The organism is Staphylococcus sp. ACRSN (assembly GCF_022346615.1).
Taxonomy (GTDB): domain Bacteria; phylum Bacillota; class Bacilli; order Staphylococcales; family Staphylococcaceae; genus Staphylococcus.
On record NZ_JAKRNS010000001.1, the window covers coordinates 116,657 to 134,620 of the forward strand.

A 17,964-nucleotide genomic window follows, 5' to 3' on the forward strand; every position below is an offset into this window, starting at 1 on the left:
AATGACTAAAATTAAAGTACACCATTATGATGCATTTAGTACAAAACCATATAAAGGAAACCCAGCAGGTGTTGTATTAAATGCAGAGCATTTAACTGAACAATTGATGCAAGACATCGCATATCAGGTAGGTTTTAATGAAACCGCATTTGTTCAAAAATCTAATATTTCTGACCTTAAATTAAGGTATTTTACACCTGGACAAGAAATGAATTTATGTGGGCATGCTACCATTGCTACGATATATGCATTAAAAACAGAAGGAGCATTACCAGATAAAAAAGATTATCGCATTGAAACGAAAGCGGGGATTTTAGCTATACATCTTGAAGGTGATGAATCACAAAATATTAATATCACAATGCAACAAGCAGCACCTCAATTTAAACCATATAATAGTTCAAAAGAGGCATTAGTTAATGCATTAAATATATCTGAATATGATTTAGTTGCTGATTTACCTATTGTCTATGGAAGTACAGGATTATGGACGCTCATTGTACCTGTTAAAACTTTAGCAGCAGTACAAAAAATGATACCTAACACTGCAACGTTTCCAGAATTTTTAACAGAAATGCCTAAAGTATCAATCCATCCAGTATGCTTTGAAACATATGATGGATATGCAGACATGCATGGTAGACACTTTTCATCTCCATATTCTGGCACTGTAGAAGATCCTGTTACTGGAACTGCTTCAGGTGTGATGGGGGCGTATTATGCAAAATATGTCGACCGTGAAACACAAGATGTCTATCATTTTGTCGTTGAACAAGGACAAGAAATTGGCAAAGACGGTAGAGTCATTGTAAATCTAAATAAAACGGAAGGTAATTATAATGTTCAAATTACCGGTACAGCAGTATACGTTCAGACTATGGAGATTGAAGTTCATTAATACATAAGTTATGTGGGATAGAAATCTTAGTTTGTAAAAATATGCTTCATATAAATATTTTCCATTAATAAAATATACAAGTATAAGAGGATATTGTTTTTCTTCAAAACAAAAGTGGTATAGATAACTTAATTTGAAATTATAATTTATATAGCGCATTAATTACTATATATATTTAAAAATTCAATTAAATATCTGTAGTGTTTGGAGAGAAAATGATGAAATGGATTAGTAATAATTGGCAATACTTTACAATTTTAGTCGTGATTGTGCTCGTGGCGTATATGATTTTGTGGGGACATCAACAACTAAATGGGATACAAGTTATTTTGATGTATAGCTTGATTTCATTAGCGATACATCAATTTGAAGAATTTGTTTTTCCAGGTGGTGCACCTATAGTAGTTAATAAAGTGAGTTTTCAAGAAAAAGTGGACTACAAACATTACCCAGGAAATACTTTATCGACATTGATAGTAAATATGAGTGTGTATGTATTATACATCTTAGCGCTTATATTTCCCCAATTCATCTGGTTAGGTTTAGCAACAATGATATTTAATTTAATGCAGTTGTTTGGTCATGCATACTCAATAAATAGAGCACTTGGTGCATGGTATAATCCAGGAATGATAACAAGTATTGTGCTTTTCTTACCGATCAGTATTTATTATGTGTATTATACATACCATTTTCACTTAATTAATATACTTACATGGATAATTGCTATACTGGTCTATTTCATTGCAGTATTCCTTACAATTACTTTACCATTTGAAAAATTTAAAAGTAGAAGTTCTAAATATGTCATATCGGATTGGCAACTTGAACGATATACCAAAGTGCTAAAATTTGCTAAGTTGAAAAAAGGATAAAAGAACAAGCCCTTAACATTTATTATAGTTGTTAGGGGCTTATTTATCAGCACTAGATAAGTTGTTTGAACATTGAAATGATGGTCAATGGGTGTGATGTATCACTATAAATTTGTTCTTGATTATAGATATGATATCCATTTTGTTTGTATAATTTAATATTTTTAGTAACATTAGCGCGAACTTTGCATCTTATTTCTGAAATGTGCTGTTGTTTACAATAATCTTCTAAATACTTTAATAAAGACTTTGCTATTCCTTGTCTTTGATACATAGGGATGACAGAAAGACGATAGAAATATAAATGTGTAGCTTCAGTTTGAAAACGTAACATGCCGATTGCTTTATTATCTTGATATGCTACTAATGCGCACTCACCTTTATTAAAAGCATTTTTTATTGTATTTACAGTTTCTTTTAATGCACTTGATGGTGTTTCATCATATTGATATTCTGAAAAGGATTGTAACATTATTTCATGAATAGTACTGACATCCGATTCTAAATTTGTTGCAGATATTTTCAAATAATCACCTACATTTTTAAGATTTTAGACTAGTATAGTTGAAATTAAGTCACTCGTAAATTATCCAGCGACTGAAAGGGAAAGGTGACATCGAATTAAGGTGCTTAGGAACTTATCTTTATTTTAAAAAAACCAACGACTGGTAGCATATGCGCCAATCGTTGGTTAATGATAGAGTAATTATTTTGTCGGTATAGCAATTTCACTTAATGCATTTGTTTGAACGGCTTTGGCTACTTCTGTAATAACGCGATTATCTAAAGCATTTGGAATAACAAACTCGGGGTTTAGTTCATCTTCCGTGATGACACTTGCGATAGCCTCTGCAGCAGCGACTTTAGTATTCATAGATATATATTTTGTCTTAGCATCTAAGATACCTTTAAAGATGCCAGGAAACGCAAGCAAGTTATTGATTTGATTAGCAAAATCAGAACGCCCTGTACCTACTACAGCGGCGCCTGCAGCTAAGGCTTCATCTGGATAGATTTCTGGTATTGGATTAGCTAATGCAAAAACGATAGGCTGATCATTCATTGATTTAATATGATCTTGTGTCAGCGCTCTTGGACCAGATACACCTATAAATACATCAGCGTTTTCTATGACTTGGGTTAATGTACCACGTTGATGTGTAAGGTTTGTATGCTGTGCAATTGCTTGTTGTGCATTGTTCATCCATGTTTCTCCTTCACAGACAATACCTTCTAAGCTAACAAGTGTTACATCTGTGTAACCAGCTTCTAGCAATAATTTGGCAATGGCGATGCCTGCTGAACCAGCACCATTGATTACTACTTTAACATCGTAATGTTCTTTTTCAACGACTTTAATTGCGTTAATTAATGCTGCTAAGACGACGATAGCTGTGCCATGTTGATCATCGTGGAACACGGGTATATCTAATTCTTCAATAAGTCTTTTTTCAATTTCAAAGCAACGGGGTGCAGATATATCTTCTAAATTAATTCCTGAAAAATTAGGTTGTAATGCTTTCACAATTGAAATAATCTCTTCAGTATCTTTAGTATCTAATGATATTGGAAATGCATCTACACCAGCTAATTGTTTGAAGAGAATACTTTTACCTTCCATAACAGGTATTGCGGCTTTGGGACCAATGTCACCTAGTCCGAGTACTGCTGTACCATCTGTGATGACACCAATCATGTTGCCTCTAGCAGTCAGTGTATCAGCCTTGGATTCATCATTTGCAATTGCTGTACAAACTTCCGATACACCTGGAGTATATACTACACTTAAATCCTCTTCTGAATGTACATCTACTTTACTTGTGATTGAAATCTTACCTGCGTGTTGCGCGTGATATTGAACTGGACTTACTTTTTCTTCTTCTACTGACATAATTATTACTCCTTATTTAATCTTTTATATTCATGTTGCTAAGTTAACTGAATAACTTTAATAATAAAGTGGCTAATATAACTGTTGATACACCACCGATTCTTGTAGCAACTTGCGCGAAAGGCATTAACGCCATACGTTTAGATGCTGACAGAATAGCAACATCACCTGTACCACCTAAACCACTATGACAACCTGTTACGATTGCTGCATCCACAGGATACATTTTCATGAGTTTTCCAACGAAATAACCAGAAGTAATCATTGTTAACACTACAGCTGCACAAATGACCACATATGCAGGTGTGACGATTTTTACGACATCACCTAAAGGAATATATAACATCCCTAAACCGACCATGAGTGGCCAAGTTAAGCTTGTTGAGATGAATTTATATAAATGGTGTGCGCCTTCTTCCATTTTGTTAGGCATCCAGCTTAAACATTTAATAAATGTTGCAAATAGTATCATAATAACTGGCCCTGGAATTCCGATGAATTTGTGACCGAGTGTACCAACGATAAAGAATGTACATGCGATTAATAAGCCAGCTCCCATTAGTGAAAAATCTACAGGCTTATCGCTCGCGTCTTTTTCTTTTAATAAATCATCACCTTTGTCGGCTTTTACTAAAGAACCATTACCTGAAAGATGTGTTTTCTTTTCGCCTAAGCGCATCATTAATCCTGCGCATACGACTGCAAGAATATTACCGATAACAGCGGCTGGAATCATTTGACCCACAAAAGATTCTGCAGATTCTCCTAAAATAGATGAATATGCAATTGATAGAGGTAAGATACCTTCACCGATACCGCCACCGATAATTGGAACAATGATAAAGAATAACGTGTGTTTAATATCATATCCAAATAATAGACCGACTAATATGCCCATACCTACAGCGGACAGTGTGCCGACAACTAAAGGTACGAACATACGTGTAAAGCCTTGAATCAATACTTTTCCATTCATGCCTAAGATACTTCCAACTACAAGACATGAGATATAGAAATATAAGAAATTAGAAGTTTTCATTAAAGTTGTTACAGCTTTCATTGAAGCTGGATTAATTAAATTTAAGAAAACTAAAATAGAAGGTATCAGTAATGCCAATATTGCGGGACCGCCAATGTCCTTTAATATTGGTATACGGTTACCTAAGTCACCAAGTAAAATACCTAAAATCATAATGACAGCAAAGCCGCCAATCATATCGGGTGGTAATGTATTATAAACTGATGCAGCAAAAATAATTGCAGCAAGTGCTACGTAAAGAGGTAAAGGTACGACACCAATTTTCATTTGTACAAGTTTAGCCCAGAGCCCCTTTGACTTACTTTCTGGAACAGCGTAATTTGATTGTTCTTCACCATCAGTAGTAAGCGCTTTCATTTCACTTTTAGAAATCATATGAATCCCCCTTATTTATCATATGCATATCATAGGATTAATTAGGGAACATGCACAGTTTATGTAAGTTTAATAATCTTTTTGTAATTAAAAAAAGAGCAACAGTACATGTCACATTTTTATACACCATATATCAATGGTCTATAGCATGTTAGGTTACTGTTGCTAATTATTGCTGTTAAATAATTTATTGATTTATAGCATATTAATTTAAATAAGGTGTTAAATAATGCAAATTATCTTGCTTAAATTTATATTGATATACTGGGCGACCAATTCCATATGTTAGCGACTCTTCTAACACATTAATATCGGCAAGAAATTTGAGGTATTTTCGAACAGATACCCTTGAAATGTCAGCAATTTCAGCTATCTCATCAGTTGAAAATATTTGTTTTCCAGAATGATTCACTTTTTCGATAATAGTTTGAAGCGTACCTTTCGTTAACCCCTTAGGTAAGGCAACGGTGCCATCAGGCTCTGTTTGTGTCTTATTGAACAATCTATTATCTAATGTTGATTGATCTAAGCTTTGATTTTCACTGAAAAATTGATGCTTGTGTTTATACTGCAACAGTGACTGTTTAAAGCGTTCAAATTCAAATGGTTTGATCAGATAATCAATAGCACCATAACGCATTGCCGTTTGAATTTTATCAACATCAGAAGCGGCAGTAATTAAAATGGCGTCTATCTTATAGTGATGTTTTCTTATATAAGTTAATAGCGTTAAACCATTTTCATCTGGCATATAGACGTCTAGTAATGCTAAGTCAACAGGCTGTGTTTCGATGATAGAAATAGCGTCCTTTACATTATGTGTAATATCGACTAAGTCAAAGCCTTCAACTTTTTCTATAAATTGTTTGTTTAGTTGCGCTACCATTGGATCATCTTCCACTATAAGCACTCGTATCATCATTGATTCCTCTTTTCTTCATATGGCACCACTACTGTAAAGTGTGTATTTCCTTCATTATTAGGCTGGAGGGTGATTTGGCCTTCTAGATTATCGACACTTTGTTTAACCAGGTATAATCCATAGCCTCTATGATCCCCTTTAGTAGAATAGCCTTTCTTGAAAATATCTTTCTCTGATGATTCAGATAAGCCATGACCTGAATCTATGACATCTATAGTTAAGCTATCGTTGTCATACTGTAAATAGACTTCGATTGATTTATGTTTTAGTTCAGTAACAGATAGTGCCTCTAGACTGTTGTCGATAAGATTTCCGATAATTGTAATCGTATCATGTGTTAAGTATGAATGTTTTGGTTCCGGAATAACGGTCTGATTGATGATTGCAAGTTCAATATTATGTTCTCTAGCTAAGCTTAATTTCCCGATTAAAAAGCCTGCCAATGCCGCATCTTTAATATTGACTGCGATATTCTCATTTTCTTGGGTGCCATGTTCGACAATTTCATAAATATATTGCTTTAAATCATTATAATTTTCCATTTGAATCATGCCTAAGATGACATGTAGACGATTACTAAATTCGTGTGACTGTGCTCGTAACGTTTCTGCATAAGTCTTTACACCAACTAATTGCTCAGAGAGTTGACTGATTTCTGTCTTATCTCTGAATGTTGAAATCGCCCCGACAATTTCATTATTTACATAGAGCGGCACACGATTGACTAATATCTTAATACCATTAATATTCTGTTCTTCATCGACTTCAGGTCGACCATTTTCCAATACTTTTGGTAATTGCGTTGACTGCATATAGTCATTAATTTTGACACCAATCGCCTTGTCTGGAAGACCAGCCTTCCGGAATATTTCTTTCGCTGAACGGTTCACTAAATTGATATTACCTTCATGGTCAACTGCTACAATACCTTCATGTACAGACTGTAACATAGTATTGCGTTCTTCTAGCAATTTAGCTATTGCAGAAGGTTCTAATCCGAGCAATGTTTTTTTGATATACCGAGATACCATAAAGGCACCGATGATACCAACGAATATACCTAAAATTGTTCCGATTAAAATTTTCTTATTACCATCGGCAAATGCTTCGTTAACATGTTTCATAGGTACACCAACTGCTACGACACCGATTTGTTTATCGTTACTGTCATAAATAGGTGTAAACGAACGTAATGATTTGCCGAGTGTTCCCTCTGAAATAGAGGAAGTACTATGCCCTTGTAATGCTTTTGTTTCGTCCCCTCCTTGGAACCGCTTACCTATAAGGTCAGGGTTAGGGTGAGATTTCCGGATACCTTCCATGTCCATGACTACGATAAATTGTACGCCTGTAGCTGTTTGAATTTCAGAAGTATATTTTTGAATAGCTTGTTCATCTTTTTTGTTGTTTAAGCCTGACTTGACGATATCTGATTGCGCAATCGTACGTGAAATGACGTCTGACTTTTCTTCAGCTGTTTTATGCACGGCATGCCGCACCGTATTACTAATCAGAAGGCTGGTGATTAATAGTGAAAATATTACTACTAAACAGACATATATAATGATTATTGTGCTAAGTTTGAGTTGTCGTTTTTGCAAAATACTGCCCATCCTAACTTTGTTTAAGCAACTAATGTAATAGATTTTCTTCTTAATAATGGTTAATTTTAATTTTGGTTTACACCATAAATAGTTGCTAAATTATGTACTTATTTCTCCTAAATAAGAATATCTTAAAATTATAATTTTACAACCTTTAATTAGAAAATTTAGTTAATTTAGTTTTTAAATACATAAAGCAATTTAGATTTAATATATTGAAAGTAAGTTTTCACTGATGGTTAGCTTTTTATTATCAAAGTACAATCGGTTAAACTAGAAGTAAATATTGTGAAATTATAGCGATAAAGAGTGACGCTATTCTATGTGATAGAAATGTCTTTTACAAGCGTTGAATAGAATCTGTCAAAGATTGAGGAGATAAATGATGAGTGTATCAGAAACAATTTTTACAACAGGAGAATTTGCGACATTATGTAATGTTAAAAAGCAAACCTTGTTCCATTATGATGAAGTCGGAATTTTGAAACCTGAGTATAGAAATGATAAAGGATATCGTTATTATTCTTTAAAGCAACTTGAAACATTTAGTGTTATTGAAATTTTGAAAGATTTACAATTATCACTTACTGAAATCAAAACATTTTTAGATGCAAGATCCATTACTGAAACAATTAAGTTATTAGAGTTTAAAGAACATGAAATTGATCGGCAGATTAAAGCAATGGAACAACTTAAATTATCAATACAAAACCGTAGACAGAATCTAAAGGAATCCAATGATGCGGACTTTGAAAATATTGAAATCGTTACATTACCGAAAAGTTATTACTTATTTAGCGAAAGTATTGCAGGTAAGTCATTAAAGGCTGGTTCACATACATTAATGCGGTTTATCCGAGATAACCAGTTAGACTTCGGTCACCCTATCGGCGCACTGCTCGCTAAAGAACATATCATGAAAGATGATTACGATGGCTATCAATATTTCTATATTAAGATAGATTATGACATTGCCAAGGCACATCATATACGACCAGGGGGGCAATTTGTTGTTGCTTACCACGAAGGTCACGATGATACAATTTATAAAACGCATCAAAGAATTAAACAGTTTTTAAAGGCGGATCACTATCATATGATTGGTGACAGTTACGAAGAATATGTTGTAGATGAGATAAGTACAGACGGTCCAGATAAATATGTCACAAAAGTATGTATTCCGGTAAAACAGAATAATTAATTTAAGACAGCTTAATTGTTAATGGTAATTTTAAAAAAAGTAAATCTCACTTATTGACTATACGGTTACCATATAGTTTATATTTTTTATTGTAGAGAAAGTAGGTGAGCACAATGACACTTAAAAAAATGGCAATATTAGCCTTAGTATCCAGTGCATTATTCTTAATCGTCATAGATATGACCGTATTATATACAGCATTACCGATATTAACGCATGATTTACATGCTTCAGCAACAGAAAAATTATGGATTGTAAATGCATACGCGCTCGTTGTAGCAGGTTTATTACCAGGTTTAGGTACATTAGGTGACTTTGTAGGTCATAAGCGTATGTTTTTAACAGGTTTAACGATATTTGGGGGCGCGTCATTGTTAGCTGCAAGCGCAGCATCACCCGAGATGTTAATCGTCGCCAGAGTAGTATTAGCGATTGGTGCAGCAGCAATGATGCCACCTACGCTTTCAATTATTAAACGTACATTTGTAGATGAACAAGAGCGCGCATTTGCATTAGGCGTATGGTCTGCAATTACAGCAGCTGGTGCTGGACTTGGTCCTGTTATAGGAGGAGGACTGTTAGCATACTTCTCTTGGCATTCTGTGTTTATCATCAATATACCGATTGTAATTATTGTTTTAATATTATCTTATATAGTTGTACCAAATTATCCTGTTCAAAAGACAGGACGTTGGGATGTTATCAGTTCTATTCAAATAATGATTGGGCTTATCAGTGTCGTATATGCAATCAAAGAAGTTACGAAGCAAGATCCTAATATCTTGTTAGCTGGAATAACTTTGGTCATAGGTTTGATTGCAATAGCCTTATTTATTACAAGACAAAATAAGATTCCACAACCGTTAATTAATTTGAAAATCTTTAAAAATATTCATTTTACTGTGGGGACTTTAGTTGCTATCGTCACAGCATTTACGATGATGGGATTTGAATATATCTTGTCCCAGAGGCTACAACTTGTTTTAGATTTAACAGCATTTCAAGCAGGATTAATTGTTATGACGATGGCAGTAGCATCATTAGTAGGGGCAATCGGCATCGGAATGATTCTAACGAAGTATGGCACATTAAAGTTACAATGGATAACATTACTCATTGCATGGATTGGTGTTATCATATTTTATTGGGTACTCGACGGTTCACTAGTGATTCAGATTATTACACTGATGTTAGTAGGTTTAGGGTTAGGTGGTGCTATGACACTAGCATCTACTGCTATTATGACAAATACATCCGATGAAAATTCAGGTATGGCTGCCTCTATAGAGGAAGTATCATTCGAATTTGGTGGTTCATTGGGTATTGCAGTACTCGGCGGTCTATTTTCAATGTTTTATAGCCTATCATTTAACTTTAAAGAAAGTGGTATTAATCTAACTAAAGCTAAAGGTAGTCTTGATGAAACATTAATTCAGGCAGAACAACAACCAGAATATATCAGCAAACCATTGATTGAAGCAGGTAAACTTGCGTTTGATCAGTCATTTTCCATTATTATGATTATTGGTAGTATCATTATCGGCGCGACCATTATTTTACTGATGCTATTAGATTATAAAAATAGACAACAAACATCAGTAATTGAATAAATCTTAAATATTAAAGCGCAATCAGCTGTTTGAAAGAAATAGAATAGGCGATTTGCCATACTAAATAGCCCCTCACTATTAGATTAGTGAGGGGATTATTGCATATGTTCAAGGCATTAATGTTAATTGTATTATTACTTTATGGTAGTTAGTCTTAACTTGTGCTACCTTCCCATAATTCGACGGGGAGGACATATTCGTTTTCTGTAGTTTCATTTTCCAAACGTTTTTTCAAGATATCTAGTGCAGTATCAGCCATAAGATCAATAGGTTGAATAATAGTCGTTAAGTCAGGTTGAATGTGACGCATAATCTGAGTACCATCATATCCTACTATCTTAAAGTCTGTAGGAACCTGTTTTCCCGTTTCATAAGCAAGCTGTAAAATGATTGCAGCATCAACATCATTTGATGCAAAAACACCTTCAATATCTTGGTATTTATTTAGGATTTCTCTGAAATAGGACTTTTTATTGGTTTCAGTTAGACTAAAATCGACTTCATAACAAATTGGTTCTAACTCATGTGCCATCATAGTGTCAATATAGGCAGTTTTTCTACGATGTGCTGGAGTTTCTAAATCTATAGGACCATGAATATGTAAGATTTTTGTCAGGCCACGATTTATTAAACGTTCAGTTGCTAGCTTTCCGCCGTTATAATTATCTGATTCAATAATAGGAATATCCTCGTTCATAATCCTATCAATAGCAACAATAGGCAACTGGGTGTTTTCATACTGTTCAATATTTTGGTTATGTGTACCGACAATCAGGCCATCAATTTGATTGGATAATAGCTGTTCAAGATAATGGCGTTCCTTTTCAGGATCATTCATAGAGTTGCCAATAATCACCTTGTAACCTTGGCGATATAATTTTATTTCTAAAGCCTCTACAAGCTCTCCAAAAAAAGGGTTTGCGACCGTAGGGAATAATAATCCAATGATTTTAGTCTGTTTATTATACAATTGTCGTGCCACAGAATTGGGTTTATAGTTTAAAGTTTTAATGGCATCGTTTACCTTATCAATCGTTTCTTGACTAAGATAGCCTCTTTTATTCAGCACTCTAGATACAGTCGTTTTAGATACATTTGCTAACTTAGCCACATCTTCTAATTTAGGTTTCATATAAACCTCCTCAATCAAACTTCATTACTTATAGTGTAATCAATTATTTTAGAAAGTAAAATGAAAGTCCATTTTAGATTGAACGTTGAGATAAGTATTAGTTGCAAAAAAATAAGAGAAATAAGTATTGAGGTTCTAATATCTATTGTAAAATTTTTGTTGTCAAAATATGATAGGATAATCAATAATGAATGTTTTACAAGGCATTTAAAAATTATTTAGAGGTGTAAATCAATTGAATGAATCAAACTTTGATTATACTAACGAAAGTAAGTTGCCGGTCTTAACTTGGATATTAATCACTTATTTGGGAGCTATAATTCTTCAAACAATAGAAAATCCACTAATCATAAATAGCATACTATTTACTATTCTGATTTTTGGAATATATTTATTATATTCATCTATATATTTTTTCAAAAAGAATATTCCATATATGTATATAATTATTATGAATATCTTAATTTTAGTAGCTTCTATGTTGATGGATGAAGCAATGCCAGCTATACTAATCGGATTATATTCACTTTTGATTGGCCAGAGCGTCAGTCTTTATTCGGAAAAATGGAAAATAATCATACACTTAATCAGCTCTCTTTTTATAATATGCTTCATGATTTTAATTACTGGAAACTCACACAACTTATTTATGTACCTCATTATACTTATACCTATAATGACTAGTGTTCTTGGCTTTTCCTTTATGTTTTATAAACAAGTAAATGCTAAATTAGAAATAGAACATACATTGAATGAGATTGAGTTAGCTTATCAACAAGTAGAATATCTGACACTTTTAAATGAGCGTCAAAGGTTAGCTCGGGATTTACATGATACCCTCGCACAAGGGGTCGCAGGTTATATCATGCAATTAGAAGCTTTAGAGAATTATTTGAACAATAATGATATTAAAAAAAGCAAAGAAATTGTAAAATATTCTAAATCTACTGCAAGAGAAACACTTAATGAAGCAAGAGAAGCTATTGATAATTTACGGTTACAATCGAGTTCAACAATAAATTATTCTCAAAGTTTAAACGATTATATTGAACATAAAATTAGTAATGAAAATTTTGAATATAAAATTAATATTCAAGACATAGATACAATCTCACCATTTATATTTGAGCATATTAAAAAAATTATTGGAGAATCTATAGCAAATATTAAAAAACACGCTCAAGCTCATTGTATTAAGATTGATATACAAAGAAATAAATCAAGTGAGATATGGGTTAGAGTAGAAGATGATGGTGTTGGATTTGAAGTTGATAGTATAAAACACTTAAAAAATAATTATGGTTTAGAAGGTTTGAAAGAACGTGTTGAAATATTGGATGGAAAAATAAATATTTTTAGTACAAAAGGCAAAGGTACGATAATCAACGTAATATTACCTATAAAGGAGTAGATTTATATTAATAAAATAAAAATCGTTTTAATTGATGATCATTTAGTGGTGCGAGAAGGATTGAAAATGATTTTAGAGATTGAAGAAAAATACGAAATAGTTGCAGAAGCAAGTAATGGCAAAGAAGGATTGAAAATAATAGAAAAATATAATCCTGATATTATATTGTTAGATTTGAAAATGCCAGAAATTGATGGTACAGAAGTTATAGAAATTTTGAATAAAAAAGGAATCAATACACCAATAATTATACTAACTACATATAATGAGGAAGATCTAATAAAAAAAGCTATAACGTTAGGCGCGAAAGGGTATTTGTTGAAAGATACGACAAAAGAAAAATTATTTAACACAATTAATACCGTCGTAAAAGGTGAAACAGTTTTGTCATCAAATATATTAAATGAATTTATATCATCTTTTGGTGAAAAAAGAGACAAAAGTGCCTCAGAAGAATTTGTATTTACTGAAAAAGAAAAAATTATTCTTAAAGCTATTGCTCAAGGGGATACGAGTAAAAAAATCGCATTGGATTTAAAATTATCTGAACGAACAGTAAAAGCATATTTAACTAATATTTATACAAAATTAGGAGTTTCTTCTCGCTCTGAAGCGGTAGCGATGGCTTTTAAGAAAAAAATTATTATATAATTTGCCCAAAAGTTCAATATAATAATGCCCAAAAGTACATTACATAAGAAATAACTTTTCATTAATATAAAGATTATATTTTGATGAAAGGGAAGGTTATGTAATGGGAAACCTCTTATATAAATTAGGAAATTGGTCCTATAATAAAAGAAGAAAAGTGTTAACTAGTTGGATTGTAATTATCATAGCTCTAGGAATTTTACTTGCAAATTTAGGAATAAATTTTGATGAAAATATGTCTATACCAGGGACTAAGTCTGAGAAAGCTATGAACTTGGTGAATAAGGAATTTCCTTCAAGTGAAAAAGAAGATGCTGGAAAAGTAAAAATGGTTTTTAAAGCACCTAAAAATAAAGAAATGACAACTCAGACAACCCAAAATAAAATAGAAAAATCTTTAAGTGATATTTCTAAAGATAAATATGTTAAATCAGTAACTTCACCTTATGAAGGTGGAACTATAAGTAAAGATAAAAAAGTTGCTTATGCTGATATCACTTATAAAAATAAAAAAGAAAATGTTAAAGATTCCTCTAAAGATAAAATTAAGCAAGTGAAAAAGCATTTGGAAGCTAGTAATATAACAACAGAGTTAGGTGGCAACGTAGAATTCACCTCTACTGATATTGGGGGAGCTTCTGAAGTTATAGGGATAGTTATAGCATTCCTTATACTAGCCTTTACATTTGCATCATTTATTTCAGCTGGTATACCTATAATAACAGCTATTATAGGTTTGGTAATAGGTATGTTATCCATTGCTATAGGAACTAATTTTGCTCCCATACAATCAGTTAGTTTAACTTTGGCTGTTATGATCAGTTTAGCTGTAGGAATAGATTATGCGTTATTTATCCTTTCTAGGTATCGACAACATCTGGGTGAAGGGATGAATGTTCAAGAGTCAATTTCTCGTGCTATAGCAACAGCTGGTAGTGCAGTAGTCTTTGCAGGACTTACTGTCGTAGTAGCGCTTTGTGGTTTATCTATTGTTGGCATTCCATTTTTAACAGCAATGGGATTAACAGCTGCGTTAAGCGTGTTTATAGTTATATTAATCGCTATTACGCTTTTACCTGCAATAATAGGAATGTTTGGTTATAAAATAAAACCTAGCAAAAAAAATAGGTTGTTATCATGGTCTCATTCTAAAAAAAGTAAAAAGAATTCTAACTTGTGGGGACGTATTGTAACTAAATTACCAACATTAACGATTATTATAACTATTGTCCTTGCTGTTTTATTAAGTTTATCGGCCCTTAAAATGGATTTAGGTATTCCGGATGATAGTATGAAATCTAAAGATACTGACAATAGAAAAGCTTACGATTTAATGTCAGAGGGATTTGGGGAAGGCGTTAATGGACCCTTAGTTGTAGTGATGAAAAGCTCTAGTGAAAAAAAGGCAAATAAATTTTTCTCTGAGACAAAAAATAATATAGAAAATCTACCTAATATAGAAAACATGAGTGAAATAATACCTAATAAAAAAGGTAATGTTGCGATGGTAAACATCCAACCAAAAACAGGACCAAATGACACAAAAACTAAAAAGTTAGTTCATTCTATACAAAAAAAGGCCAAAAATATTAATGATAATGAGTTAATGGTTACAGGTTCAACAGCGGTAAATATAGATATATCTGATAAACTTAGCGAAGCTGTACCGAAGTTTGTATCTATCATAGCTATATTTGCTTTGATTTTGTTAACTTTTGTTTTTAGATCCATATTAGTGCCTTTAAAAGCAGTTTTAGGATTCTTAATGACATTAACTGCAACTATTGGTTTTGCAGTATTAGTATTACAAGAAGGACATTTGAATAACATATTTTCAATAGCTGAAAAGGGTCCACTATTAAACTTTATGCCTATTCTAATTACTGGTATATTATTCGGATTAGCTATGGATTATGAAGTTTTCCTAGTAAGTAGGATGAGAGAAAGATATATAGAAACAAAAAATGCTAAAGATGCAGTTTTATATGGTATGAAACATAGTGGTCCAATTGTAACAGCAGCAGCATTAATTATGATTGCAGTGTTTGCTAGTTTTATTTTTGTTGAAGACATTACTATTAAATCAATGGGACTTACGCTTGCATTTGGAGTATTATTTGATGCTTTCATCGTAAGGATGACTTTTGTCCCTGCAGTTATGTTTATACTTGGAAAATGGTCTTGGTATTTACCTAAGTGGCTTGATAATATCCTACCAAGTATTGATATAGAAGGTAATAATATAGAAAAAGATGGTGACTATTCGCCACCGAACTTTAATTCTTCATACGAATTATACAATAAAGAAACTAATCAGATTAAGACAATAAAGATCAATAAAAAAACACTTAACTTATATAATGAATTAAATAATGTGCTATATGATGAGCACTTAATGTTTAAGGCATTACTTAAATATTCTAAAGAAATCGATTATGGTATATATCAAAAATTCACATCAGATTTTAAAAGCACAGTTGAAACACAAGGAACTACTACTGAAAAAAATAATGCCAATAATAAAGAGTTAATGGACCTTTTAAATAAACAAAGCGAAAACATTAACATGGTGAATAGAATTTTATTGAAAGTAATAGAAAAGGATTAGATTAAACTTTTTTATTACTATAATTACTGTTACAAATTTGATTTTGAAGCGGTTAAGGTGTTGGAATATAAACCCGATAAAAATAGCTATTAAATAATTTTTAAACATAGGAAAATGCTCTTAAGCGTTTTTATTTGTTAATAGTCTACTTTTAAGGGAGTAATGGATTTATAATTAAATTAACATAATTTAATGGACTAGCCCCCTCGCTATTAAAAATAGTGAGGGGGCTTTGATCTAGTTATGTTATTTAATTGCTTGTTGTTAGTTCAAATAATCATTTTTCAAAAATAATCTATTTTAATATTAAAATTGAATAGCATCTCCTTTAAGTTTATAAACTGTTGCACTTCCTAATAGTGTTTGATTATCTGTATTTTCAAGAACCAATTGTGGGTTGTCTGGATAATAATAACGTTCAGTAAAGCACCGTTCACCGTCATTGATAAATATTTCTAAGGAACTTTTATCAACGAATATCCGTAATTTAAGTTGGTTTGAAGGTGTTACTTGAGCATAGCGATAATCGTCATAGTCTTTTCGATATAATGTAAATAGATGATTAGCTGCTGAATAATCTAATGTGATTAGTGGTGTATCGTCTTGTGTTAACAGTGATAATTTTATATTTTCTTTGTCTTTGATATCGAGTAATAATTCTGTTTCAAACATTCTATCTCCAGTGGATAATATGGTTTGTTCGTTTTCCAAGTTTCGTGTTTGTCCATCATCTACTCTTAAACTTTTGACAGTGTCGATAGGGTTCATATATAAATGATTGTCTTTAATTTCTAGAACTCTTGGTAATGTCAGTGCACCTGACCATCCATCTTCTTGTTCAACCATGTCGTTTTCCCACATATTCATCCAGCCAATTAATACAGTTTGACCATCTGGGGTTGTAGTTGTTTGAGCCGCATAGAAATCATGCCCGTTATCTAACTCTACAAAGGATGTTTCTCTGTTAAATTGATGTTGCGTATAATCGAGTTGACCTACAAAGTATCCTGTTTGAAATAAATTTAGAAATTTTTTATTATTTGCTGCAATACCTTGAGGTGAGATTAACAACACATGTTGATTGTTTAATTGAAATAAATCAGGACATTCCCACATGAAGCCTTCTTTAGTTAAGTCTTGTGATTTATCTCCTTCACCTAAATAGGACCAGTGTTTCAAATCCTTTGATTTATATAAAATAACACGTCCAAGACCATCTTTACTTTGGCTGCCTAAAATCATGTAATATGCATCTTCATATTGCCAAACTTTAGGATCTCTAAAATGCTGTGTATTATCTGAAGGAGGCGTTGCAATGATAGGATTATGTTCATATTTTGTAAAATGAATACCATCTGTACTATAGGCCATATTTTGATTTTCCCAAAAATCTTCAGGTTCATCACTATCGTTGAGATGATGACCAGTATAGATAAGAAATAAAGTATCACCTTTAACAATAGCACTGCCTGAAAAACATCCGTCTTTATCTTCAGGATCACCTGGTGTTAATGCGATAGGCAATGTCTCCCAGTGAACTAAATCCTTACTTCTTGCATGTCCCCAATGCATGGGACTACCTACATTTTCACTGTAAGGATAATACTGATAAAAAATATGATAGTAGCCTTTAAAATAACAGAAACCATTAGGATCGTTAATCCATCCAGATGGTGCCATAACATGATATCCTAAACGGAATTTTTCTGAAGTTAATTGTACTTTGTTCATAAAATAAAACCTACTT

The 17,964-nt window shown here is 32.5% G+C and carries 14 protein-coding genes; 7 read left to right on the forward strand and 7 right to left on the reverse strand.

From position 1 onward, the window contains the following. The first annotated feature begins 1 nt into the window (after position 1). Together MHZ36_RS00580 and MHZ36_RS00585 are read left to right on the forward strand one after the other, a co-directional pair. The gene (locus tag MHZ36_RS00580) at positions 2–898 is read left to right on the forward strand and encodes a PhzF family phenazine biosynthesis protein (protein ID WP_239228936.1); all 897 of its coding nucleotides are present in this window, start codon (positions 2–4) and stop codon (positions 896–898) included. Between the two features lie 218 nt (positions 899–1,116). Continuing rightward, on the forward strand, positions 1,117–1,773 hold the full coding sequence (locus MHZ36_RS00585) for an HXXEE domain-containing protein (protein ID WP_239228938.1): 657 nt from the start codon (positions 1,117–1,119) through the stop codon (positions 1,771–1,773). 52 nt (positions 1,774–1,825) lie between these two features. Here the strand turns inward: MHZ36_RS00585 and MHZ36_RS00590 are convergent, their stop codons facing one another. From MHZ36_RS00590 to dcuS, 5 genes are all read right to left on the reverse strand, one after another. Then, a complete protein-coding gene (locus MHZ36_RS00590; protein ID WP_239228939.1) occupies positions 1,826–2,299 on the reverse strand; it encodes a GNAT family N-acetyltransferase in 474 nt (157 codons plus the stop codon). Between the two features lie 180 nt (positions 2,300–2,479). Continuing rightward, positions 2,480–3,664, reverse strand: coding sequence for an NAD(P)-dependent malic enzyme (locus MHZ36_RS00595; RefSeq protein ID WP_239228940.1), 1,185 nt, complete (start codon positions 3,662–3,664; stop codon positions 2,480–2,482). A 43-nt stretch (positions 3,665–3,707) separates the two neighbouring features. Further along, positions 3,708–5,078 carry a 2-hydroxycarboxylate transporter family protein gene (locus MHZ36_RS00600; protein WP_481867118.1) on the reverse strand — a complete coding sequence of 457 codons (1,371 nt, stop codon included), beginning with the start codon at positions 5,076–5,078 and terminating at the stop codon, positions 3,708–3,710. A gap of 205 nt (positions 5,079–5,283) precedes the next feature. Then, on the reverse strand, positions 5,284–5,997 hold the full coding sequence (locus MHZ36_RS00605) for a response regulator (protein WP_239229217.1): 714 nt from the start codon (positions 5,995–5,997) through the stop codon (positions 5,284–5,286). After that, positions 5,997–7,601, reverse strand: coding sequence for a DcuS/MalK family sensor histidine kinase (dcuS, locus tag MHZ36_RS00610; protein ID WP_239228942.1), 1,605 nt, complete (start codon positions 7,599–7,601; stop codon positions 5,997–5,999). The genes MHZ36_RS00605 and dcuS overlap by 1 nt, the downstream gene beginning before the upstream one ends. A gap of 388 nt (positions 7,602–7,989) precedes the next feature. Here dcuS and MHZ36_RS00615 point away from each other — a divergent pair, with 388 nt between their 5' ends. Both MHZ36_RS00615 and MHZ36_RS00620 read left to right on the forward strand, forming a co-directional pair. Next, the gene (locus MHZ36_RS00615) at positions 7,990–8,805 is read left to right on the forward strand and encodes a MerR family transcriptional regulator (RefSeq protein ID WP_239228943.1); all 816 of its coding nucleotides are present in this window, start codon (positions 7,990–7,992) and stop codon (positions 8,803–8,805) included. Positions 8,806–8,918: 113 nt separating this feature from the next. Further along, the gene (locus MHZ36_RS00620) at positions 8,919–10,415 is read left to right on the forward strand and encodes an MFS transporter (protein ID WP_239228945.1); all 1,497 of its coding nucleotides are present in this window, start codon (positions 8,919–8,921) and stop codon (positions 10,413–10,415) included. 154 nt (positions 10,416–10,569) lie between these two features. Here MHZ36_RS00620 and MHZ36_RS00625 read toward each other — a convergent pair whose 3' ends face one another. Next, on the reverse strand, positions 10,570–11,547 hold the full coding sequence (locus MHZ36_RS00625; RefSeq protein WP_239228947.1) for a LacI family DNA-binding transcriptional regulator: 978 nt from the start codon (positions 11,545–11,547) through the stop codon (positions 10,570–10,572). Between the two features lie 235 nt (positions 11,548–11,782). On the opposite strand from MHZ36_RS00625, the gene MHZ36_RS00630 reads away from it, so the two are divergent. From MHZ36_RS00630 to MHZ36_RS00640, 3 genes are all read left to right on the forward strand, one after another. Continuing rightward, positions 11,783–12,958, forward strand: a complete 1,176-nt coding sequence (locus tag MHZ36_RS00630; RefSeq protein ID WP_239228948.1) for a sensor histidine kinase — start codon at positions 11,783–11,785, stop codon at positions 12,956–12,958. 30 nt (positions 12,959–12,988) lie between these two features. After that, positions 12,989–13,609, forward strand: coding sequence for a response regulator (locus MHZ36_RS00635; RefSeq protein ID WP_343237192.1), 621 nt, complete (start codon positions 12,989–12,991; stop codon positions 13,607–13,609). Positions 13,610–13,712: 103 nt separating this feature from the next. Then, on the forward strand, positions 13,713–16,217 hold the full coding sequence (locus MHZ36_RS00640; RefSeq protein WP_239228950.1) for an MMPL family transporter: 2,505 nt from the start codon (positions 13,713–13,715) through the stop codon (positions 16,215–16,217). A gap of 306 nt (positions 16,218–16,523) precedes the next feature. On the opposite strand, the gene MHZ36_RS00645 is transcribed toward MHZ36_RS00640, so the two are convergent. Continuing rightward, positions 16,524–17,948 (reverse strand): glycoside hydrolase family 32 protein, encoded by a 1,425-nt coding sequence (locus MHZ36_RS00645; RefSeq protein WP_239228951.1) that lies wholly within the window; start codon positions 17,946–17,948, stop codon positions 16,524–16,526. Positions 17,949–17,964: the final 16 nt, after the last annotated feature.

Bases quoted from the DNA above. Each gene is read 5' to 3' on its own strand.
- MHZ36_RS00645 (WP_239228951.1), bottom strand. From the start codon at position 17,948: ATGAACAAAGTACAATTAACTTCAGAAAAATTCCGTTTAGGATATCAT.
- MHZ36_RS00625 (WP_239228947.1), bottom strand. From the start codon at position 11,547: ATGAAACCTAAATTAGAAGATGTGGCTAAGTTAGCAAATGTATCTAAA.
- MHZ36_RS00600 (WP_481867118.1), bottom strand. From the start codon at position 5,078: ATGATTTCTAAAAGTGAAATGAAAGCGCTTACTACTGATGGTGAAGAA.
- MHZ36_RS00595 (WP_239228940.1), bottom strand. From the start codon at position 3,664: ATGTCAGTAGAAGAAGAAAAAGTAAGTCCAGTTCAATATCACGCGCAA.
- MHZ36_RS00605 (WP_239229217.1), bottom strand. From the start codon at position 5,997: ATGATACGAGTGCTTATAGTGGAAGATGATCCAATGGTAGCGCAACTA.
- MHZ36_RS00640 (WP_239228950.1), top strand. From the start codon at position 13,713: ATGGGAAACCTCTTATATAAATTAGGAAATTGGTCCTATAATAAAAGA.
- MHZ36_RS00615 (WP_239228943.1), top strand. From the start codon at position 7,990: ATGAGTGTATCAGAAACAATTTTTACAACAGGAGAATTTGCGACATTA.
- MHZ36_RS00585 (WP_239228938.1), top strand. From the start codon at position 1,117: ATGAAATGGATTAGTAATAATTGGCAATACTTTACAATTTTAGTCGTG.
- MHZ36_RS00620 (WP_239228945.1), top strand. From the start codon at position 8,919: ATGACACTTAAAAAAATGGCAATATTAGCCTTAGTATCCAGTGCATTA.
- MHZ36_RS00580 (WP_239228936.1), top strand. From the start codon at position 2: ATGACTAAAATTAAAGTACACCATTATGATGCATTTAGTACAAAACCA.